18 protein-coding genes are annotated in these 21,486 nt (G+C 65.9%); 9 read left to right on the forward strand and 9 right to left on the reverse strand.

Translation table 11 applies throughout. The features are described 5' to 3' along the window. Positions 1 to 173 precede the first annotated feature (173 nt). The 5 genes from QZY03_RS06725 to QZY03_RS06745 form a co-directional block, all read right to left on the reverse strand. Positions 174 to 1,019, reverse strand: a complete 846-nt coding sequence (locus tag QZY03_RS06725; RefSeq protein ID WP_363169162.1) for a methyltransferase domain-containing protein — start codon at positions 1,017 to 1,019, stop codon at positions 174 to 176. A 143-nt stretch (positions 1,020 to 1,162) separates the two neighbouring features. Continuing rightward, a complete protein-coding gene (locus tag QZY03_RS06730; protein ID WP_295579375.1) occupies positions 1,163 to 1,756 on the reverse strand; it encodes an FUN14 domain-containing protein in 594 nt (197 codons plus the stop codon). 104 nt (positions 1,757 to 1,860) lie between these two features. Beyond that, positions 1,861 to 2,172: a thiosulfate oxidation carrier complex protein SoxZ gene (gene soxZ / locus QZY03_RS06735; protein WP_295579377.1), complete on the reverse strand. Its 312-nt coding sequence runs from the start codon at positions 2,170 to 2,172 to the stop codon at positions 1,861 to 1,863. A gap of 47 nt (positions 2,173 to 2,219) precedes the next feature. Beyond that, the gene (gene soxY / locus QZY03_RS06740; protein WP_295579379.1) at positions 2,220 to 2,693 is read right to left on the reverse strand and encodes a thiosulfate oxidation carrier protein SoxY; all 474 of its coding nucleotides are present in this window, start codon (positions 2,691 to 2,693) and stop codon (positions 2,220 to 2,222) included. Between the two features lie 264 nt (positions 2,694 to 2,957). After that, the gene (locus tag QZY03_RS06745; RefSeq protein WP_363169160.1) at positions 2,958 to 4,469 is read right to left on the reverse strand and encodes a M48 family metalloprotease; all 1,512 of its coding nucleotides are present in this window, start codon (positions 4,467 to 4,469) and stop codon (positions 2,958 to 2,960) included. A gap of 552 nt (positions 4,470 to 5,021) precedes the next feature. Here QZY03_RS06745 and QZY03_RS06750 point away from each other — a divergent pair. The 3 genes from QZY03_RS06750 to QZY03_RS06760 are packed head-to-tail and all read left to right on the forward strand — an operon-like array spanning position 5,022 to position 7,208. Continuing rightward, a complete protein-coding gene (locus QZY03_RS06750; protein WP_295579381.1) occupies positions 5,022 to 6,143 on the forward strand; it encodes an undecaprenyl-phosphate alpha-N-acetylglucosaminyl 1-phosphate transferase in 1,122 nt (373 codons plus the stop codon). A 13-nt stretch (positions 6,144 to 6,156) separates the two neighbouring features. After that, positions 6,157 to 6,684, forward strand: coding sequence for a transcription/translation regulatory transformer protein RfaH (gene rfaH / locus QZY03_RS06755; RefSeq protein WP_295579383.1), 528 nt, complete (start codon positions 6,157 to 6,159; stop codon positions 6,682 to 6,684). 35 nt (positions 6,685 to 6,719) lie between these two features. Beyond that, positions 6,720 to 7,208: a low molecular weight protein-tyrosine-phosphatase gene (locus QZY03_RS06760; protein ID WP_295579386.1), complete on the forward strand. Its 489-nt coding sequence runs from the start codon at positions 6,720 to 6,722 to the stop codon at positions 7,206 to 7,208. A 6-nt stretch (positions 7,209 to 7,214) separates the two neighbouring features. Here the strand turns inward: QZY03_RS06760 and QZY03_RS06765 are convergent, their stop codons facing one another. Next, entirely contained in the window at positions 7,215 to 8,399 is a 1,185-nt protein-coding gene (locus QZY03_RS06765; RefSeq protein WP_295579389.1) for a carbohydrate porin, read from the reverse strand. 403 nt (positions 8,400 to 8,802) lie between these two features. Here QZY03_RS06765 and QZY03_RS06770 point away from each other — a divergent pair, with 403 nt between their 5' ends. Beyond that, a complete protein-coding gene (locus QZY03_RS06770) occupies positions 8,803 to 9,072 on the forward strand; it encodes a BPTI/Kunitz domain-containing protein (RefSeq protein WP_295579392.1) in 270 nt (89 codons plus the stop codon). A 155-nt stretch (positions 9,073 to 9,227) separates the two neighbouring features. Here the strand turns inward: QZY03_RS06770 and QZY03_RS06775 are convergent, their stop codons facing one another. The 3 genes from QZY03_RS06775 to QZY03_RS06785 form a co-directional block, all read right to left on the reverse strand. Further along, positions 9,228 to 9,737 (reverse strand): histidine phosphatase family protein, encoded by a 510-nt coding sequence (locus QZY03_RS06775; RefSeq protein ID WP_295579395.1) that lies wholly within the window; start codon positions 9,735 to 9,737, stop codon positions 9,228 to 9,230. Between the two features lie 373 nt (positions 9,738 to 10,110). Next, positions 10,111 to 10,986, reverse strand: a complete 876-nt coding sequence (locus QZY03_RS06780; RefSeq protein WP_295579398.1) for a fructosamine kinase family protein — start codon at positions 10,984 to 10,986, stop codon at positions 10,111 to 10,113. A 27-nt stretch (positions 10,987 to 11,013) separates the two neighbouring features. After that, positions 11,014 to 11,619, reverse strand: a complete 606-nt coding sequence (locus QZY03_RS06785; RefSeq protein ID WP_295579416.1) for an HNH endonuclease — start codon at positions 11,617 to 11,619, stop codon at positions 11,014 to 11,016. 28 nt (positions 11,620 to 11,647) lie between these two features. Here QZY03_RS06785 and QZY03_RS06790 point away from each other — a divergent pair, with 28 nt between their 5' ends. The 5 genes from QZY03_RS06790 (at position 11,648) to QZY03_RS06810 (ending at position 21,360) form a co-directional block, all read left to right on the forward strand. After that, entirely contained in the window at positions 11,648 to 14,017 is a 2,370-nt protein-coding gene (locus QZY03_RS06790; protein ID WP_295579401.1) for a primosomal protein N', read from the forward strand. A 104-nt stretch (positions 14,018 to 14,121) separates the two neighbouring features. Then, the gene (gene argS, locus QZY03_RS06795; RefSeq protein WP_295579404.1) at positions 14,122 to 15,891 is read left to right on the forward strand and encodes an arginine--tRNA ligase; all 1,770 of its coding nucleotides are present in this window, start codon (positions 14,122 to 14,124) and stop codon (positions 15,889 to 15,891) included. Further along, on the forward strand, positions 15,892 to 16,515 hold the full coding sequence (locus QZY03_RS06800; protein WP_295579407.1) for an SPOR domain-containing protein: 624 nt from the start codon (positions 15,892 to 15,894) through the stop codon (positions 16,513 to 16,515). Positions 16,516 to 16,528: 13 nt separating this feature from the next. Then, positions 16,529 to 17,806 (forward strand): DNA repair exonuclease, encoded by a 1,278-nt coding sequence (locus QZY03_RS06805; RefSeq protein WP_295579409.1) that lies wholly within the window; start codon positions 16,529 to 16,531, stop codon positions 17,804 to 17,806. Next, positions 17,803 to 21,360, forward strand: a complete 3,558-nt coding sequence (locus QZY03_RS06810; RefSeq protein WP_295579411.1) for a YhaN family protein — start codon at positions 17,803 to 17,805, stop codon at positions 21,358 to 21,360. Before QZY03_RS06805 ends, QZY03_RS06810 begins: the two co-directional genes overlap by 4 nt. Positions 21,361 to 21,486 lie beyond the last annotated feature (126 nt).

The raw sequence follows: 21,486 nt of genomic DNA on the forward strand, positions 1-21,486 counted from the left end.
CGCCGCGATGCGGTGCCGCGGTGACCGCGAACGCTGCGGCTCCACACCCGGCCCCATCGCGGCGGGACGCCGCTCCCACGGGGTCGCTGCGCGACTTTCACGGTAAGGATCCATCGACATTTGGGGCGACTAAAGTCGCCCCTACAGTGGAGCGGGGGCGGCCCTGTTGCCGTTCAACCAGGCTTCTGCGCCACGGCCAGCACGTAGTCGAGTCCCTGGAAGGTGCTTGTCGGATTGCGTGAGAGCATGAACCGCACCATGGGCCGCATCAGGGGGTGCAGCCTGCGGATGGCGTCCGGCTGCCCGGTAAGATACTGATGCAGGGGGCCGTAGACGTCGTTGCGGATGGACTCGACCCGGACCGACGCGAACTTGGCAACGCGCAGCCGATCGCGATAGGCGTCGCGATTGTAGACATTGAGCTTCGGTATCGGAAACTTGCCCGATACCAGGCGCCAGGACAAGCGCTGTTTCAGGCGCGCGATCAAACCGGGATGTTCCGGCAGGGGCAGGATGTCCGCCAGCACCAGCCGACCGCCGGGACGCAGCACCCGATAAGCCTCGCGGAAGAAGGCCACGCGCGTGTCGAAATGGAATGCGCTCTCGAGCGCGATCACCAGATCGCAGGAGGCGTCCGGCAGCGGCAGCGCGGTCGCGGAGCCCTCACGCAAGTCGATCCGGTCGCTCAGGCCCGCTTCCGCCACCCGCGCGCGCGCCACCGCAACCTGGGAGGCGGTGATATTGATGCCCGTAATCCGGCGTGGCTGATACCGTTTGGCCCAGTAGAGATCCTGATCGGCGAAGCCGAAACCCACGTCCAGCACCTCATCCTCCTTGGTCATCCCGCCCGCATCCGCAACCAGGGCGGCCATGGCCTCACAGGCGTCGTCGAGCGTCTGTGCCGCGCGCCAGTACCCGAGGTTGAGCCAGAGCCCGCGCTCGGTCGGCGCATGGGTGGACAACAGGTTGTAGACCCCGGCGACGTCCAGTGACTGGAAGGGGTTGTAAATCCAGTTCACAAGGCGGAGGGAGTCGCGGAGCGACGCGGACGACGGGGCGGTGGACATAGTGAAGCTTCTTTGAACGGTGAACCCACAATCTGGGTACGCTTAGCCGAATCACCAGTGCTGGGTGTGCCGGTGAGGCGCTTTTCGGAAATCCCCTAAATCTTGAGGCCCAAAGCCAATCCGGCGATGAAGGAGGCCGTGCTGGAGAGATTGTTGCCGACGAAGTCCAGGAAGGCCCCGCCGTTGACGGACAGCCAGGTGGCCCAGGTGTCGTAACGGACCTCCATTCCTGACCAGTCGACTTGGGCGATTCCGGCATACTGCAGCCCGAAGAGGCCGAGCAGGATCAACCCGAAAATCACCAGCGCGACCTTGAAGGCCACCTTGAGCGCGTAGCCGACCGCCAGGCCGACCATGAATGAGAAGCCGACTTTGAGAAAAAACGCCTCGTTGAAGAGCCCGTTGGGATCGATCGGCGCGGTGGATGCGGCGGGCGTGAATTCCCCGACTCCGGTTTGCGCCGCGGTCGGGGCACCAACGCCGAGCAGGAGCGTCGACCACCAGACCGCGGGTGTCCAGTGTCGGCGAAGGGGCATGATGCAACGTTGACTCAAGCAGGAATAGCCTTTCATAAGCGAGTGGTTGACCGGTTGCAGGAGCGCCTGCGGCGGGTACTGTCCAAAACGCGCGTAGGATTGGTCGAGTCGGGCGATGCCCATCCGACCATCGCAACGCTTGAGGATGGGCATCGCTCTCGCTCTGCCCATCCTACCTCACAGCCTGGGCCTGACAAACCACATCGTTGCTTATCACACCCCACCGCCGGGCCTCGTCGGCGCGCGATCCGTTGCGCCTAAGCGATCTGAGAGGTCTCGGTCTGGCTCTCGCCCTTGTTGTCTTTCCAGGAGACCTCGACCGGATCACCCACGGCCCCGCCGATGAACTTGAAAGACAGGTAGGGGTTCTTGGAGACGCCGCCGCTCCAGGCGGCGGTCAGCACCACCTGATCCTTCCATTTACAGATGACCTCCTGGATAAAGTGCGCCGGAACCAGTTCGTTGGTCTTGCTGTCTTTGCGCAGGCCGGTCTCCATGGGATGGTTCATCAGACACTTGACAACCGTCTCGTTGCCTTCGAGCTTCGCGCGTACCTTGATATCGGACATAGTCGGTGACCTTTGGCTAAGGGGATCAACAGTGGATGCCGGCGTGCTCAGCCGCCGCAGCCGCCGATGGTGACCTTGACGTTCTTCGCGTTGCTGAAGAGCTTGTCGCCCTGCTTCACCACCGCAACCACGTCCGCCGTCTTGCCCATCTTGATGCGGGTGGAGACGAACGGCATGGCGGCCGCGCCGAGCGCGAAGGAAGCGACCAGGGGCGTGGCGTTGCCGGAGGCGATAATGGCGATGTACGAGATGTCCGACAGGGTGGTCTCGACGGTGACGGGGACGACGGCGCCGTTCTCGGCAATGTCCGGGGCCTTGACGACCACGGCGTCATTCGTCTCCATGGCATCGCTGCCCAGCAGACCCTTCAGGGCGGCGCTGACATCCTTGGATTCGAAGGCGGCGGCATTCCACTCGGCCAGGACCAGGCGCGGGGTCAGCAGGCCAGCGGCGACCGCGACGCCGACGGACCCGGCGGCTAACGAGCCCTTGAGCAGGATTCTGCGTGTTGCGTCGATCATCAACTGTCTCCTCATCGAGCATCAGTGGTTGGGTTGGGGTGGCGTCCGGCGAACCCCTCAGGTTCTTGAGACCGACGCCTAATCAGCATCCGGCCTCCGCCGGTTGATCGGTAGGCGGGGCTTGGTGCCTGCCAGACCGTGCGAAACGCGGTTTGAACACCGCCGCCGACGATGCGTCTACCGACTGTTAGGGAAGCTTACAGCACTCAAGGTGGTCTTGAAACCGGCATCGCTGTTTCAACTGGTGTGGTGCGGGGTGGTCGCTCAGGGCGCGGCGGCGGCGCTGGCCCTATCGCTGCTGAAATCGAATGGGTCAGGCCCGCGCTTTTTCTGATCCCGCCGTTCTTCTTTCCAGGCATCGACCAGGACCTGGATCTGCGCCGAATCCTGATAGCCGAGACCGGGTTGACGCAGGGCGAACTCCAGTTGCTTGATCGCCGGTTCCAGGTCGCCCTCGGTATACAGCCGTTCGGCACGGTACCGGTGGGTCGCGGCCTTGTCGCCTGATTGGATCGCCGCCTGCGTCAGGAGGTCATAGAGAGCGGCATTGCCTGGACGTGTTCGCACCACTGTCTTGATTTCAGCCATGGCCTGGCGCGGCTGTCCGGCCGCCATCAGCGCCTCCGCGTAGGCGCTGCGCAAAGCCCAGTTGCCGGACGACAGGGTCACCGCTTGCTTGAGGTGATCCAGGGCCTGCGCCGGGCGGCCTTGCTTCAGGTCGACCTGCGCATCCAGCGCGATGAACTCGGCCAGACTGGGTTGCGCGCTCAGCAGCTTGGTCGACTCCGCCTTGGCCTCATCAAGTCGACCCGAGCGCAGCAGGGCCAGCGCGTAGCCATAGCGCTCGGCGGTTTCGTTGAGGTAGCGGCCCTCCCGCAGCGACGCCTTGAAGCTCTCCAACGATTTCTCGGGCCGGTCGTAAGCGCGCTCGCGCAGTCGGGCGCGCGCCAGCAGAAAGCGCAGGCTGTCCGCGCGTTGGCGGGCGCCATACTCGTCGGCGCGGCCAAGCGCGTCGCCGATGCGGTTGCTGTTGACCGGGTGGGTGCGCAGAAACTCGGGTGCGTTGTTCTCATAAACCCTGCTGGCTTTCGATAATTTCTCGAAAAAGCCCGGCATGGCGTAGGGATCGCGTCCGGCCGCCGCCAGGGTGGCGATCCCGATGCGATCCGCCTCTTTTTCGTTCTCGCGGGTGAAGTTGATCCGGTGCTGCATGGCCGCCGCCTGAATCCCCGCCAGCGCTGCCATCCCCGCGTCGGGGGACACCTGCGCGCCCAGGATCGCGGCCGCCACCATCAGCGCCATGGTGGGCATGTTCAGCTTGCCCTGGTCCTCAAGGCCGCGCAGCAGATGGTTCTGGGTGACGTGGGCGATTTCGTGGGCGACCACGGCCGCCAACTCGTCCTCGCTCTGGGCCGCCAGGATCAGCCCCGAGTAGATGCCGACATTCCCGCCGGGTCCGGCAAAGGCGTTGACCACGGGCTGATCGATCAGGAAAAAATTGAAGCTGCCGCCCGCGCTCTTGTCCGCGGCCACCAGTTCATTGCCCAGTGACTCCAGGTAGGCGGTCAACAGCGGATCATCCAGCACCGGCAGCGCTGCGCGCACCTGGCGCATAAATGCCTTGCTGAGACGCAACTGCGCTCCGCTGCCCATGACCGCGTCCGACGAGTTGCCGATCTCCGGCAGATCGAACTGCGCGGCCCGGCTGCGCCCCGGCGCCAGCGGACCCAAGATCAGCGCGGCGGCAACCGTCAGGGTGACAGCGGTTTGTCCCACTCGGAATCGTCCGATGCTTTGTTTCATGATTCGTTGAGATACGCGCGCGTCAAGCAAGTTCCAGCCCATTGCGGCGCGGGCCGCATGGCGGGAGATGATAGGCGAGTCCGGCGCCGGCAGTGCGCAAGAATCATGGAGATGCGTCCAATCCTTGGGCATCCGATCCAGCCCTGTCGTTGTCGCGCGGCTTCGCGGCCCGCCTGAAGGGTGTGCTGCACCCGGAAACAGGGTTCACGCGTTCGATCGGTGATGTAAAATGAACGCGAATAGTGTGCGGGCTCTTTCGAGATTTTTCTTACAATTCTTCACGCTCCATTCGCCGATTGAGGTTGTCTGAGCGAGCCGATGACGCGATAATGTAAGGGGACTTTCAATATATAGCCTCAGTACCTGATATCCGGGCAGACACTCGACGGCGGGTTTATAACCCGCGCCTACGTCCGGCTAGCACGTTCGACGGCTACAACGGCTATAACGATAACTGTCGACAGATCGTCAACTGTCGGTTAGGTAGTCGGTCTGGAGGTGCACGTTCGTCAGCACACGAGGGCGTTGCACCGGGAGCGTTTCATGCTATGCTCATTAGTCGCCAGTGCGACGATCCTGGGTCTGCTCAGCCCGCTTGCACCGCGTTTGCGTCTGCTCGATCATCCAAACGAACGGCGCAAGACCCACGCGCAGCCCGTGCCGCTGATCGGGGGCATTGCGATCTTCGGCGGGATCCTGCTCAGTGTCTCGATGTCGATTCCCCTGGATCGGCCACTTGCCTACGGGCTCAGCGGCGCGGCCTTGCTGGTCGTGGTCGGTATGCTTGACGACATCCTCGGCCTTGGCCCTAAGCTGCGGATTGTCGCCCAGATCGCCGCCGCGCTGTTGCTCACGGTGGGCGGCGGCGTCACGCTGACCTCGCTGGACGACCTGTTCGGTTTCGGCTCGATCGATCTGGGGCTGTTTGCGGTCCCCTTCACGGTGTTTGCTATCGTTGGCATCTGCAATGCTTTCAATATGATCGATGGCATCGACGGGTTAGCCGGCGGGTTGACGCTGATTGCGCTCGGTGTCCTGGTTTTGCTCTCGCCCGGGGATGGTGCGCCGCGAATCCTGATGCTGGTGACGATTGCTGCAATCGTCCCTTACCTGATCTGCAATCTGCAACTTTTCGGCTGCACTGGGGTCAAAGTCTTTTTAGGCGATGCCGGGAGTTTGTTGCTCGGTTATCTCGTCGTCTGGATGCTCATCACCGCCGTGCAGTCTCCGGCAACGTTGACGCCCGCGGCAGCTGTCTGGATCGTTGCGATCCCGTTGATGGACACATTTTGCGTCATGGGACGGCGAATGCTCAAGGGCCGATCCCCGTTCTGCGCCGATCGGGCGCATCTGCATCACGTCTTGGCGCGTTGCTTCAACAGTCCACGTAAAGCGCTGAGCCTGATCCTGCCGACGGCAGCCGTGCTGGCCGGTATCGGCCTGTTTGGGCAGGTCCAGCGGGTCGCGCCGGCGGCTTTGATTTGGGCTGCGCTGGCGTTTTTTGCTCTCTATCTGATCGTCCTGCGGTATGCGCCGCGGCTGTACCGGTCGCTGGCGCGCCAACGAACAGTGGGTTTCCGTCGGCGAACAGCCACGTCCGACGCTGTACCAAGGGTGGGTCACGATGTGGTGACTGCTGAAACATGACCGCTAATGACTTATGACCACTGAGGACTTGGGCGAATCGGAACTCGCCGCGCAACCACGCTGGTACCTGGTGCAGGCCAAGCCGCGTCAGGCGGAGCGCGCTGAACTGAATCTGGAGCAGCAGGGCTACCGCGTGTTTCATCCGCGGTTCCAGATCGAGCGGATTCGTCGCGGGCGACGGATTACCGTCGATGAGTCCCTGTTTCCGAACTACCTGTTTATTCGGTTGCAGCGTTGGGTCGACAACTGGTACCCGCTGCGCTCCACGCGCGGCGTTGCGCGACTGGTGGCGTTCGGCAACGAACCCTTGCCGATCGACGATGCTTTGATCGAAACAATCCGCCGTCGCGTCGGCGAGCAATCGCCCGAATTGGTGCTGCATCCCGGCGAGTCGGTGCGGATCATCGCCGGTCCGTTCCAGGGTCTGGAGGCGATCTTCCAAACACATCAGGGGCCGCAGCGTGTGCGTTTATTGATCGAACTACTGCACCGTCAGGTCGTGTTGACCCTGCCGTTAGCAGGCATCCAACGGGTCGGCTAGCCCGCCCTGATCGATGACTAGCAGAAGCAAGCAAGATGACTGAGAGCACGAAAATTAAAGTCCTGTTCGTCTGCATGGGCAATATCTGCCGCTCGCCCACCGCCCATGGTGTCTTTCGCCATCTGGTGCAGGAGGCTGGCCTGGCGTCCGTGATCGCGATCGACTCGGCCGGCACCCATGGCTACCACATGGACGAGCCGCCGGACGAGCGGGCGACCGCGACCGCCTGGGCGCGCGGAGTCGACATCAGCGACCTGCGGGCGCGCCGGGCCGAGCCGGAGGACTTTATCGAGTACGATCTGATCCTCGCCATGGATCAGGATAACTACCATAGCTTGTCGCGGATCTGCCCGCGGGGGATGGAGCCCAAACTCGGCCTGTTCCTGGATTTCGCCCCGGATTTGAAGCGGCGGGAGGTGCCGGACCCCTACTATGGCGGGCAGCGTGGGTTCGATCAGGTGTTCGACATGGTGGAAGCCGCAGCCCGCGGGTTGCTGGAGCACATCGCGCGCCGGATGCTCTGAGCGGGGTCAGAACTCGGCGACCGCGCGCAGGCTGAACACCCAGCCGTCGACATCCTCCCCGGTGCGGTACTTGTCCTTCATATACTGGACATCGGCGGTCAGTGCCAGCATGTCGTTGAAAGCGAGCCGATAGTAGCCCTCGACGGCATTGGTGCGCGCCAGTTCACCGTTGCCGCCGTCCAGGTAGGCGTAACCGATACCAATATTGTCGTTCTCTCGTCCCCAGCCAGCCCCTTTGAAATCGAACCCGCCGGCGTAATCGGCCTGATAGTCGACCAGCGCATCCTTTTGCTGCCAGCCCAGGCGCAGGAAGGCGCCGACGATCTTGCCGAATGCTTGGTCAAAGGACAGCAGCAGGCCGGACAGATGTTCCTGGTCGGTCGGGTCCGGTTCATCGGCCGCGTTCAGGTCGAGTGCCGGGTCCAGGTCCGGATTGGGTGCCGGATCCAGCCCCGCGGCGGGGGCCAGGAAGGCGCGGGAGGTGCCGGCATACATCACCCGATAGTTGCCTTCGCCCCAGGGAGTCCGAAGGTTGTAGTCCGCCTCGACGCCGAACCAGTTGTAGTTGTTCCCATCCTCGTTCTCGCCGACGTTCATTCCCAGGCCGCTGAGGGTCAGGCGGTCGATTTTCCAGACCAGTGCGCCGCCCACGTCGTAGGCGGGGATAAAGGCGGTGCGTGAGTTCACGAAGGCCTCGTTCATGAACTGGGTGTACTCGTTGTTGGCGTAGGCATTCTCGTTGACGTAGAACGCCGGATCGATGATGCCGCCGGTGACCTGAACTGCATTGGTGTCGGAAAAACGGAAGGTATGGGCGTACCAGGCCTCCAGCAGATAGCTGCGGTCGCGGCCGTTGATGTCCTTGACGTCCGCTTCCAGGTCCGCGGCCCAAGAGGACAGCGCGAACGGGGAGACCGGGTTGAGTCCGTTCCCGGCAGCGAACCCGAACTTGACGAAAAACTGGTCCTGCTGAGTGGGGTTGAAGATGATTTCGGGTTGGACGGGAGCGGCGCCGCGACAGCGATTTTGTTCGTCCCCATCGCCGGCAATCTCCTGACACTGGCCGGCCCCGGCGAGCAGCAGGTTGATCGCGAGTTGCTCGTTCACGTCGTAGGCACGGGCGGCCCCGGCGCAGAGGCTGGTCAGGGCGATGGCGAGCGCGGAGCCGAGAGGGTGGACGTTGCTGTGCATGAGGTGATTTCCTAAAAAAATCAATCGAAAAAGGCTGGTGTTGCCTGATGGTGACGGCCGGTCGCGCCGACCAGCCGGGAATCACGGATATTACGATTTTTCTATTAGTATGAATCCGTGGCTCTGATCGCGTCAAATTGCACGACGGCCGTCTGTCGCGCTTGCCGATTGAGGCATGACGCGTGGACAACGGGTTGCCGTGACTGCCGACAGTCACCGGTGGTCAGCAGCAGCATCTGTGCCGACGCGCCGTGCGGCCGCGTTTCTTTAATGCTAAAAGTTCTCATTAGCATCCGCAACATGGGCTTTTCAGCCGATCCACCTGATCCAGGTGAGAGACTGTGCCGAAGCGTTTAGAATCGGCACCCTCGCGTGTCGTGTCGGATGTTGTGTGGGGGGTGGTATGCGTTTGGTCTGGGTGTATGCGATGCTGGTCGCGGTGTTGGCGTTCGTCGGTTGCGGCGGGGGCGGGGTGGGGCGGGGTAACCCGGAGGACTTACCGGTGAGCTGCGTGGCTAAGCCGGCCAAGGGGAATTGCCGGGGCCGCCAGACCAAGTATTATTTCGATTATCGTGACAACCGCTGCAAGTCCTTCGCGCATAGCGGCTGCGGCGGCCGGGTGCCGTTTGAGACCCTGGAGGATTGTGTGAATTATTGCGGGGCTACGCCTTAAACCGCGCCCGGCGCGGTATGCGATGTTTTTGGATGGAATCGGCTCCGGCAGACTCGACGATTGCTGGCGTTGGCGCGGTTTAGTTTGCCGCCAATCGGAACGCCAAAGCTGTTCCCTAAGGAACTTATCTTCCTTAATTAGTTAGTGAACGGTTCTTACAGGGCGCGGGGGCGTGTGATGGAGATCAACTGCGCGCAGCCGCGCGGCAGTTGATCCCAGTCTTCCGGCATTTCCAGTCGCGCCAGGGTCCCGGTGGGGAGCAGTTTCCCGTCTTGCGGTGGGTCCAGGTCGTCGCCGCTCAGGTGCAATACCAGATCATCGAGCCCCGGATTGTGCCCGACCAGCAAGACCGTGTGAGCCGTGGCCGGGCAGCGTCCGAGCACATCGAGCAATGCGGCCAGCGTCGCATCGTAGATATCCGTGTCCCAAGCGATCCGTTCCCGGCCGATTTCGAGAACCTTGCAGACCTTGAGGGCGGTCTGGCGCGCCCGCTGGGCGGGCGAACTGACCACATGATCAGGCACCAGGCCCTCCCGGTAAAGCCAGGCGCCGACCTTTGGGGCATCTTGTTTGCCGCGTTTGGCCAGCGGGCGGTCGAAGTCGGACTTCGCCCGGGAATCCCAGTCGGATTTGGCGTGGCGGAGGATCAGGAGTTCCCGTGGCATGTGGGCAAGGCTCAAAGCGGCAGAGTAAGGAAAAGCGTTCAGTGGCCCTGATACAGGGTGCGCCGCCTTTTTAACACAACGGTCATTTTCCAACTACCTTGGCCGTCGGGGACCCGCAATTCCAAATTTGGGCGGCAGCATCCAGCGTGAAGCCGTCGGCGGGGCTGATGGTGGATGCGCTGCGCTTATCCACCCTACAAAACCTGCAATTTTGTAGGGTGGATTAAGGCGCGCCGCGCGATGTTCGGGATTCAGCACGTCGGTTGTGCGCGCCGCATCCACCATGGGCCGCAGCGGACCCTCAAATTTGGAATTGCTGGTCGGGGACCACGGAGCTCCTGGGAGCGCCGGGCACCCGCCCGGCAGCGTCCGATCAATGCAGCTCAGCCAGGAGCCGGTCGATCATGCCGCGCGCCTGACCCAGGTATCCCGGCCCGAACAGGTTCAGGTGATTGAGGATGTGGTAGAGGTTGTACAAGATCTTGCGGACCCCGTAGCCTGGGTCCAGCGGCCAGGCCTCCCGATAGCCGACATAGAACTCGGCGCCAAAGCCGCCGAACAACTCGGTCATGGCCAGCTCGGCCTCGCGATCCCCGAAGTAGACCGCGGGGTCGTAGATCACCGGCTGACCGTCGGGCAGATAGCCCAGATTGCCGCCCCACAGGTCGCCGTGCAGAAGCGACGGCCTGGGTTGGTGCCCCAAGAGCGTATCCAGTTCGGCGCGCAGGCGTTCACCGCGGGTTTGGAGCGCGCCATCGTAGCCGTTGGCCGCGGCCAGTTCGAGTTGGTAGCCGAGCCGCTGGTCGCGCCAGAAGCTCACCCAATCCGTGCTCGGTGTGTTGCGCTGCGGGGTTGAGCCGATATGGTTATCGCGTTGCCAGCCGAAGGTGGGGGAGTGCGTGCGATGCAACGCGGCCAACTGCCGTCCGGCTGCGGCACCCCGCGCCGGTCCGCTGAGATCCAGGTGCTCCAGCACCAGATAGCTGAGAGTATCGGTCTGGCCCCAGCAGATGGGCTGGGGGATCCGGATGGCGCCCGTGGCGGCGAGGGCGGCGAGCCCGGCGGCCTCGGCCTCGAACATCGCGAGGCGGGCCGGTGCGTTGGTCTTGACGAAGAAGGCGCGGGCACCGTCGCTCATCGTCATCGCGGTGTTGATGCAGCCGCCGCCGACCGCGCGCGTGGTGCGCGGGGCGAATGGACGGCCGGTGGCCGTCCCGATCCGCGCGGCGATTACCGTCCAGTCAGTCATGCGGTCCACCCCGGCCCACGCGCCCGTTCAAGCGCAAGGATCCTTGCCGAGGCGTCCATGCAGTGGGCTGCTGCGCGGAAAATGGGCGCGCAGAAACTCCATCTGATCGGCCAGGACGCCGCGGCCCATCAGATAGATGTACTCGGCATGGGTCGGCGTGAAGGGGACCGCCAGCAGTTCCATGCCGGCTGACTCCGGGGTCCGCCCGGCCTTGAAATTGTTGCAGCGCACACAGGCGCTCACCACGTTGTTCCAGTGGTCGCGCCCCCCCTGACTGGACGGCCGCACATGGTCGCGGGAGAGTTGACGACTCGGAAACCGACAGCCGCAGTACATGCACAGATGATCGTCGCGCTGAAACAGCGTCCGATTGCACAACGGCGGTGCATAATCACCCTGCAGCTTGTTCAGGGCGTGGTGCACGCCATGGGTGGCGATGATCGAGTGAATCAGCAGCCGGCTGCGACGCCGCGTGACCGCATTGATGCCGCCGCGCAGATGAAACAAAGTGTCCCCACAGGCGTAGGCGACCTGTTCGAGTAAATATAGACGCGCGGCGGTGCGGTAGTCCACCCACTCCAGTGGCATACCCGCCAGATCCGTGCGCAGTACCTGTTGATTCAATGGCACCATAGCGGGATACGGCTCGGAGTTTGCAGCCATGATACACACAGTATCCGGGTGCGCAAGCGTCGCGGTATCCTGGCGTGTTGTGCCACACTGGGGCCGACCGCGCAGGAGAACGACGATCTCGCCACTTGCCGCTGACGCGCCGACCGGGCCGCTGCCGAGCCTTGCCGCCGCCCCGCCGGTCCCGCTGATCCTGCGCGTCGCCATCGCCGCGCCCCTGGCCGGGCTCTTCGATTACCTGCCGCCCGCGCAGACCGCGCCTGACGGGCTGATCCCCGGGGTGCGCCTGCTGGTGCCCTTCGGCCGCGGCCGCCGGGTGGGGATACTGGTGGAAACCGCCGTCGATTCGGATCAGGACGCGGCGCGTCTCAAGTCCGTGATCGCCCAGCTCGACCCGGTGCCGGTGCTCGCCGCCGTCGATCTGAGCCTGATCCGCTGGGCCGCGGACTATTACCGGCAACCCCTGGGCGAGGCCCTGTTCAGCGCCCTGCCGGTGCGTTTGCGTCGTCCGGACGCGCCGCTGGAGGAGGGGGGCCCCGGCCTGCGCGCGACCGCTGCCGGGTGTACACTGGATTTGGCCGAACTCGGGCGGGCGGCCAGTCAACGCCGCATCCTGGAGGTTCTGCGCGCCGCGCCGGCCGGGCTCGCGACCGGCGTCTTGAAAGCGCAGGTCGGGTCCGCGACGGCGCCGCTCAAGGTCTTGCGGGAGCGCGGCCTGATCGAGCCGTGTCGGGTGCTGCCCGCGGAATGCGACACGCCTGTGATCCCGGACCCGACCGGTCCCGATCTCAGCCCCGAGCAGGCGCAGGCGGTGGCGGCGGTGCGGAGCGCGGGCGCGGGCTTTACCGCCTTTCTGCTCGACGGGGTTACCGGCAGCGGCAAGACCGAGGTTTACATTCGACTGATCCAGGAAGTCATCGCGGCCGGCCGGCAAGCCCTGGTGCTGGTGCCCGAGATCGGTCTCACCCCCCAACTGCGTACGCGGCTGGAGCAGCGCCTGCCCGGACCCCACGCGGTTCTGCACTCCGCCCTGCCCGAGGCCGAGCGCGAGCGCGCCTGGCACAGTGCCGCCGGCGGACGCGCGACCCTGGTGCTCGGTACCCGGTCGGCCTGTTTCGTCCCGCTGCCGCGGCTGGGGCTGATCATCGTGGACGAGGAGCACGACGCCTCGCTCAAGCAACAGGACGGCTTCCGCTATTCCGCCCGCGACCTGGCGGTGCGCCGGGCGCAGCAGGTCGGATGCCCGGTGATCCTCGGCTCCGCCACGCCATCCCTGGAGACCCTGCACAATGCGCGGGCCGGGCGCTACCGTCGGCTGCGTCTGAGCGTGCGTGCCGGAGGCGCCGCGGCCCCGGCCATCGCGCTGCTCGACATCCGCGGCCAAGCCATGAGTGCCGGTTTGTCGCCGCGGCTGCGCGAACAGGTCGAGCTGCACACCGCCGCCGGCAACCAGGTCCTGCTGTTCCTCAATCGCCGCGGCTATGCCCCGGTGCTCACCTGTCACGACTGCGGCTGGGTGGGTGCCTGCCCGCATTGCGATGCGCGCCTCACCCTGCACCTGCGGCTGCATCGTCTTTGGTGCCATCACTGCGGCTGGTTCCAGCTCCTGCCGTCGACTTGTCCGGGCTGTCAGAGCAGCGACCTGCGCCGCCTGGGCCTGGGGACCGAGCGGCTGGAAGAGGAATTGCGGGAGATCTTCCCGCACCTGAGCCTGGCGCGGATCGATCGGGATAGCACCCGCCGCAAAGGCGAACTGGACCGTCTCCTCGCGCTCATCCGGCAGCGTGAGGTCCAGCTCCTGCTCGGTACCCAAATGCTCGCCAAGGGGCACGACTTCCCCGGCGTGACCCTGGTCGGCATCCTCGACCTGGACCAGTCGCTCTATGCCGCGGACTTTCGTGCACCGGAGCGTACCGCGCAACTCATCGTCCAGGTCGCCGGCCGCGCCGGGCGGGCGCAGCGGCCGGGACGCGTTGTCTTGCAGACGCGCCATCCCGAGCATCCGCTCCTGAAATCACTGATCACCAGCGGCTACCCGGGCTTTGCCGAGCTCGCCCTGGCCGAGCGCGAGGCCGCCGGCCTGCCGCCGTACGCCCACCTCGCTTTGCTGCGGGCCGACGCCCCGGACCTCCAGGTCCCCATGGACTTCCTACAACAGGCGCGCGGGCTCGCCATGGCCCTGTTGGTGGATCAGCCCGGGTTGCGCGTGCAGGTCTCGAGCCCCGTTCCGGCCCCCATGGAGCGCCGCGCCGGCCGCTATCGTACCCAACTCCTGCTGGAGTGCCCCGGCCGTCCCGGCCTGCAAACCCTGCTCGCCGCCTGGGTCGCGCAATTGCGCACTCTCCCGCGCAACGGCGGCCTGCGCTGGTCGCTGGACGTGGACCCGCAAGACCTGACCTGACGCATGGGACATGCTGTAAGGTCCCATTTAGGTTATCCTTCACGCCTTTACGCCAGGCGCGCAGTGCCCTGCGGCCCCCTCTCTTTTCTCCACGCGTAGCACCCATGAAGCAACAGATCACGGACCTTTTGTGCGCCGGCTTGGCGCGCCTCACCGCCGATGGCGACTGGGGCCTGGACGAACTGCCGGTGCCTGCGGTCGAGCGCACCAAGGACCAGACCCATGGCGACTTCGCCACCAACCTTGCCCTGGTCCTGGCCAAGCCGGCGCGCACCCGGCCGCGCGACCTGGCGCAACGGCTCGTCGACGTGTTGCCGGACTCGTCTCTGATCGAGCGGGTCGAGATCGCCGGCCCCGGCTTCATCAACTTCTTCCTCGCGGCGGACGCCTATCGCGCCCTGATCCCGGCCATCCTGACCGCCGGCCATCACTACGGCCGCTCCCAACTCGGGGCCGGACGGCGGGTGCAAGTGGAGTTCGTCTCGGCGAACCCCACCGGCCCGCTGCATGTCGGCCATGGGCGCGGCGCGGCCTACGGCGCGGCGGTGGCCGATCTGCTGGCCGCGGTGGGCTACGAGGTCCACCGGGAATATTACGTCAACGACGCCGGCCGCCAGATGGACATCCTCGCCACGTCCGTGTGGCTGCGCTATCTGGAACTGTGCGGCGAGGCGATCAACTTCCCGAGCAACGGCTACAAGGGCGACTATGTGTGGGACATCGCCGCCACCCTGCACCGCGAACACGCGGATGCTTACCGGGTGGCGGCCGCGCAGGTCTTCGCCGGGGTCCCGCCCGATGAGTTGCCCGGTTTGGATGGCGGCGACAAGGAAGACCACATCGATGCCCTCATCGCCGCCGCCAAACACCTGCTCGGCGACAACCGTTACCGCTATTGCTTCGAACTCGGGCTCAACACCATCCTCGACGACATTCGCGCCGACCTCGCCGAATTCGGTGTCGAGTATCAGGAATGGTACTCGGAGCGCTCGCTGGCCGAGCGCGGCGCCGTCAACCGCGCCATTGAGCGCCTGCGCGAGTCCGGTCACGTCTACGAGCAGGGCGGGGCACTCTGGTTCCGCTCAACCGCCTTCGGCGACGAGAAAGACCGCGTCGTGGTGCGCGAGAACGGCCAGGGTACCTACTTCGCCTCCGACATCGCCTACCACATGGACAAGCTGGAGCGCGGCTTCGAACGCGTCATCGACATCTGGGGGGCGGACCACCACGGCTACATCCCGCGGGTCAAAGCCGCCCTGACCGCGCTGGGCGACGACGCCTCGCGTCTGGACGTGCTCTTGGTGCAGTTCGCCATCCTCTACCGGGGCGGTGAACGTGCCCAGATGTCCACCCGCTCCGGCGAATTCGTGACCCTGCGCGAACTGCGCAAAGAGGTCGGGCGCGATGCCGCCCGCTTCTTCTACGTCATGCGCCGGTGCGAGCAGCACATGGACTTCGACCTGGACCTGGCCAAAAGCCAGTCCGCCGACAATCCGGTTTACTATGTCCAGTACGCCCATGCGCGCGTGTGCAGTGTGCTGCGCCAGGCCGCGGACAAGGGCATCGTGATCGATCCGACCCCCGGCATCACCAACCTGGAACTGCTCACGCAAGACCACGAGCAGGCCCTGCTGCGCACACTCGCCCGCTACCCGGAGGTGATCGAGCTCGCCGCCATCGGCCACGAGCCGCACCTGCTCACCACCTATCTGCGCGAACTGGCCAACGATCTGCACACCTACTACAACGCCCACCAGTTCCTGGTGCCGGACGCCAACCTGCGGGACGCGCGCATCAAGCTCATCCTGGCCGTGCGGCAGGTCGTGCGCAACGGGCTCGCCTTGGTGGGCGTCTCCGCCCCGGAGGCCATGTAGATGGTCCGGGATTACCGTCGCGGTGCCGCCAAGGTGACCCCCCGGCGCACCCGTCCGCGCTCCTGTGTCTGGTGGTTCCTGCTCGGCACCCTGACCGGCAGCTTCGGGATTGGTCTCTATTGGATGACGCAAACCCGCGGACCGGTGACGCCCCCGGTCGCCGTCGCCCCCAAACCCGAGCGGCCGGCGCCGCAGGAGCCGAACTTCCAGTTCGAGAACATCCTGCGCGACACCGTCGTCGACATCAAAACCAACGACAAACCGCTGCCGCCCCCCGCTCCCCGTCCGGAACCGCCCCCGCTCCCGCCGGACGAACCTGACGAGCCGGTCAAGCCGGGCACTCCGCCGGCCGATGCACCCAAGAAAACCACCGCCGCTCCGGCCGGGTCCGGCACCTATGTGCTTCAGGTTGGCTCATTCAAGACCGCCAAGGATGCTGACCGCATGAAAGCGCAACTGGCCATGCTCGGTGTCTCCACCCGGGTCCAGTCGGTCACCATGAAGAACGGCGACATCTGGTATCGCGTCATGACCGGCCCGCTGGAGGGAAAGAAAGCCATGGAACAGACCCGCGCTACGCTCCAAAAGCATGGGAAGGAGGCCATTCCGGTGAAGGTGAAATAATGAGTCAGAAATATTGAAATTCATTCACGCCGCCGATGTGCATCTCGACAGCCCGTTGCGCGGCCTCGAACGCTATGAAGGGGCGCCAGTGGGCGAGTTGCGGGGGGCGACCCGGCGGGCCTGCGCGCAGTTGGTGGATCTGGCGCTCGCCGAGGCGGTGGACTTCGTGCTGCTGGCGGGCGATCTTTATGATGGCGACTGGCGGGACTACAACACCGGGCTCTTTTTCACCCATCAGATGGCCCGACTGCGGGAGGCGGCGATCCCGGTCCTGATGATCGCCGGTAACCACGACGCGGCGAGTCAGCTCACCAAAGTGCTGCGTCCGCCGGAGAATGTCCTGGTGTTCTCGACCCGTGCGCCCGAGACCCGCATTCTGGAGCCGCTCGGGGTGGCCGTTCATGGCCAGGGCTTTCCGACCCGCGCGGTCACCGAGGATTTGGCGCTCACCTATCCCGCGGCGGACCCGGATCTATTCAACATCGGTCTGCTGCATACCTCGCTCGACGGCCGGCCGGGACATGAATCCTATGCCCCCAGCAGCCTGGCCGGGTTGCGCGCCCGCGGCTACGACTACTGGGCGCTCGGCCATGTGCATCAGCGCGAGGTGGTCGCGCAGGCGCCATGGGTGGTCTTTCCGGGGAATCTTCAGGGACGGCACGCCCGTGAGACCGGACCCAAGGGCTGCACCCTGGTCCGGGTCGAGGACGGACAGGTGACTGATCTCGAACACCGCGCCCTGGATGTGGTGCGCTGGTCGGTCTGCACGGTCGATCTGACCGCGGTCGCGACGCTGGACGCTGTCTATGACCGGGTCGAGCCGGCCTTGCGTGCCGTGCTGCCCGCTGCCGAGGGCCGCTTGTCGGCGGTGCGTATCCGACTCACCGGCGCTTGCGGGGTGCATGGCCGACTGCATGCCGAGCGCGAGCAGGTGGTCAACGACTGTCGCGCGCTCGCCGGCAGCGTCGGTGCGGGTGACCTGTGGGTCGAACAGGTGCTGATCGACACGCGCGGCACGGCATCCGTTCCGGCCGGTGACGATGCACTCGGCAGTCTGTTGCGGGCGATCGAGGGGCTGGATCTGGACCCGCTGCGGCTGGCGGATCTGGCCGCCGAGGTGGCCGACCTGGGCATCAAACTGCCGCTGCATCTGCGCTCCGGCGCGGATGGTTTCGACCCCGCCGCGACGCCCTATCTCCAGGACTGTCTGGAAGATGTCAAGGCCCTGTTGCTCGACCGGCTGCTGGGTCAGCACCGGGATGCGGACGGCGATCGGAGGCAGCGCAAGTGAAGATTCTGGACCTGCACCTGCGCGCCTTCGGTCCCTTCACCGACTGCGATCTGGACCTGAGCGGGGGACAGCAGGGTCTGCACCTGATCTTCGGACCCAACGAGGCGGGGAAGAGTTCGGCGTTGCGCGCATTGCGGGCCCTGCTGTACGGGATTCCCGAACGCACCGGAGACGATTTTCTGCACGACCGGCAGGATCTGCGGGTTGGTGGCCGGCTGCGCGGTTCGGACGGTGCCGAGGTCCACTGCGTTCGGCGCAAGGGCCGGAAGAATACCCTGTTGGACCGCGATGGCAAGACGCTTCCTGATGATGTCCTGGCGCCGCTGCTCGCCGGTGTCGATGACCGCCTGTTCGAGCGCCTGTTCGGCATCGATCACGAAGGGCTGGTGAGCGGCGGTCAGGCGCTGCTGGCCGAACGGGGTCGGGAGGCCGAGGCGCTGTTCGGCAGCGGCCTGGGCGGGGTCGATCTCAACGCGGTGCTGCGGCGGCTCGATGAGGAAGCGAATGCGCTGTTTCTCCCGCGCGGGACCAAGCCGACCATCAACACCGAGTTGCACCGATTCGCGGAGATCGAACACCGCCAGCGCGACGTCTCGCTGTCCGCGCGGCAGTGGGACGAGGCGCGCAAGGCCGTGAACCAGGCGCGGCGGCGGCTGGCCGAACTAGATGGCGCGCTGGCGCTCGCGGCCGGACAACGCCACCGGCTGGAGCGCATCCGCCGCACCCTGCCGAACCTGGCGCGGCGCGCCCAACTGCTTGAACTGCGCGCGGGGCTGGGCGAGGTACCGGGGTTGTCCGCGGGCTTTGGTCAGCGGCGTGAGACCGCCGTGGCCCAGCGCACGCTGGCGCTGGCCAGCCGGTCGAATGCCCGGACGCGGGATGCGGATCTCAAGGAGCAGGCCGCGGCCTTGCAGGTGTCCGCCGATCTCCTGGCGGAAGCCGAGCTGATCGACACCCTGCGGGAGCGACTCGGCAGTCACCGCAAGGCCGATGTGGATCGGCCGGGGCTGGTGGCCGAGCGGGCGGCCTTGGCGGGTCAGGCCGCGACCCTGCTGGGGCAACTGCGTCCCGATCTGACCCTGGACGCGGCGCCGACATTGCGCCCATTGCTGAATCGGCGGCGGCGGGCGACCGAGCTCGGCGGGCGTCAGGAAGCGGTTGCCGCCGCGGTCGAACAGGCGCGCTGCGCCTTGGCCGAGGTGGTTGAGCAAGGTGCGGACCGGCGCGCCGCGCAGGCCGCGCTGCCGGTCAGTCCGCCGCTGGACGTTCTGCGCCGGGCGACCGATGAGGCGCGTCGGGCCGGCGATCTGGAGCGCGCCATCGGCGAGACGCAGGCACGCATTCAGCGGGACACGGATGCCTGCCGCCGCGAGTTGGCCGCACTGGGGCTCTGGGACGCCGATCTGGACGCGCTGCGTGCCGCGCCCTTGCCGAGTGGCGAGTCCATCGAGCGCTGCATCGCTGACGCTCAGGGGCTGGACGAGGCGCGTCGCTCTCTGGAGACGCTGCGCGCCGAGGTTGAAGCCGAACGGCGGCAGAGCGCGGAGTCACTGCGGGTCATCCAGTTGGCCGGCGCGGCGCCGTCGGAGGCCGATCTCGACCAGTCGCGTGCCGCGCGCGAGCACGGCTGGCAACTTATCAAACGGCAATGGCTGGAGGGCGAGGACATCGCTGCCGCGGCCCACGCCTATGCGGCGGGGACAGCGCTGCCCCTGGCGTTCGAGGGCGCGGTGGCACAGGCCGATGAGGTCGCCGACCGTCTGCGGCGCGAGGCTCAGCGGGTCCATGAGCAGGCCGCCGCGCGGGCGCGGTTGGAAGCCTGTGAGCAGCGGCTGGACGCGGCCGGGCAGGCCGCGGTGCGCCTGGCGCAGCAGGGTGAGCAATTTCAGCAGGCTTGGTGCGCACTCTGGTCGCCCTGTGGCGTGGTGCCGCTGCCGCCCCGCGAGATGCGGCAGTGGCACGCGGCGGCGCTGCGGCTGCGCGAGCGGGCGGGGCAGGGCGATGCGCTGGCGGCCGAGTTGGGGGCCCTGGAGGCGACCCGGCAGGGTCATCTGCGCGCCGTTCAGGCCGCGCTCGACGCCTTGGGGCTGGCCGTGCCGCCGACGCCGCCCGCGTCGGGAGCAGCAGCGCTCAACCCACTGCTCGATCAGGCCGAGACGCAACTGCGCGCCCTGCAGGAGACCGAACGCCGCCGCGACCTGCTGGCACAGGAGATCGCTGCGCTTGAAGTGTCCCAGCGGCGGCTGATGCTCGAGGTCAAGACCAGGCAGGACGAGCGGGCCGACTGGCTGGCCGCCTGGGGCGCACTGACGGCTGAACTCGGTCTGGCCGCGGATGCCAGTCCGGGCGAGCTGACCGACTATCTGACCGACCTCGACAGTTGTCTCAAACAACTCGGTGAGGCCGAGCGGCTGGACGCGCGCATCCAGGGCATCGACGCCGACGGGGTGCAGTTCCGCGATCAGGTCGACGCGCTCCTGGCGAGACTGGCGCCGGAACTGCGCGGCCGTCCGGTCGAGGAGACGGTCCTGCAGTTGCACGCCCGGCTGGTCAGGCAGCGCGAGGATCAGAGCCGACGCGACGCACTCACCGCCCAGTCGCGTCGCGCGCAGCAGGAGATCCAACAGGCCGATGCCGCCATCCAGGCGGCCGATGCAATGCTCGCCGAACTCTGCCGCGAGGCCGGCTGCACCGATCCGGACCAACTGGCGGCTGTCGAGCAACGAGTCCAGGAGCATCGCGAGTTGGGCCGGCAACTGAGCGAGGTCGAAACCGAATTGGTGACCGCCGGCGATGGTCTGGGAATCGAGGCGCTGTCGGAGGAAGCCGGCCAGGTCGACCGCGATGCCGTCCTGGCCGAACTGACGGCATTGGAGGCCCGGATTGAGGGTGAGTTGCGTCCGCAGCAGGCCGCGCTGTTCGAACAGAAAGTGGAGGTCGAGCGCCAGTTCGCCGCCATGGCCGGTGACGATGCTGCCGCCGCCCTGGCCGAGGAGGCGCAGCAGAGCCTGTCGAGCCTGCGTACCCAGGGTGAGCGCTATGTGCGGGTCAAACTCGCGGCGCGGATCCTGCGCGATGAAATCGAGCGCTTCCGGCGTCAGCACCGCGACCCCATCCTCAGCCGCGCCAGCGGCTATTTCGCCCGGCTGACCTGCAATGCCTTCAGTGCGGTCGAAACCGACTTCGACACCGCAGATCAGCCCGTGCTGACCGGCCGGCGCGCCACCGGCGAGCAAGTGCGGGTGGAGGGCATGAGCACCGGCACCCGCGATCAGCTCTACCTGGCCTTGCGCCTGGCCAATCTGGACCATTACCTGGACAGCGCCGAGCCCCTGCCGTTCATCGTCGACGACATTCTCATCCAGTTCGATGACGCGCGCGCCCAGGCCACGCTCGCCGCCTTGGCGGACTTCTCAGTCAGGACCCAGGTGATTTTGTTCACCCATCATCGGCAGGTCGTCGATCAGGCCAGGGCGCTGGACCCGGGTGGCGAGCGGGTGCTGGTGCATTCGCTGATGGGGAAGGATCAAGCGCAGGCTGTCCGGTCAATGTAGGTGCGACTTCAGTCGCACCTGCGTCCGAATCGGTGCGACTGAAGTCGCACCTACATCCGAGCCGATGGTGGGTGGTATCCGGTGTTTCGGAAATCACCTAAAGCCGCGAACGGTCCGCACAGCGGA

Origin of the sequence: uncultured Lamprocystis sp. (genome assembly GCF_903933125.1) — a bacterium.
Taxonomy (GTDB): Bacteria; Pseudomonadota; Gammaproteobacteria; order Chromatiales; family Chromatiaceae; genus Thiodictyon.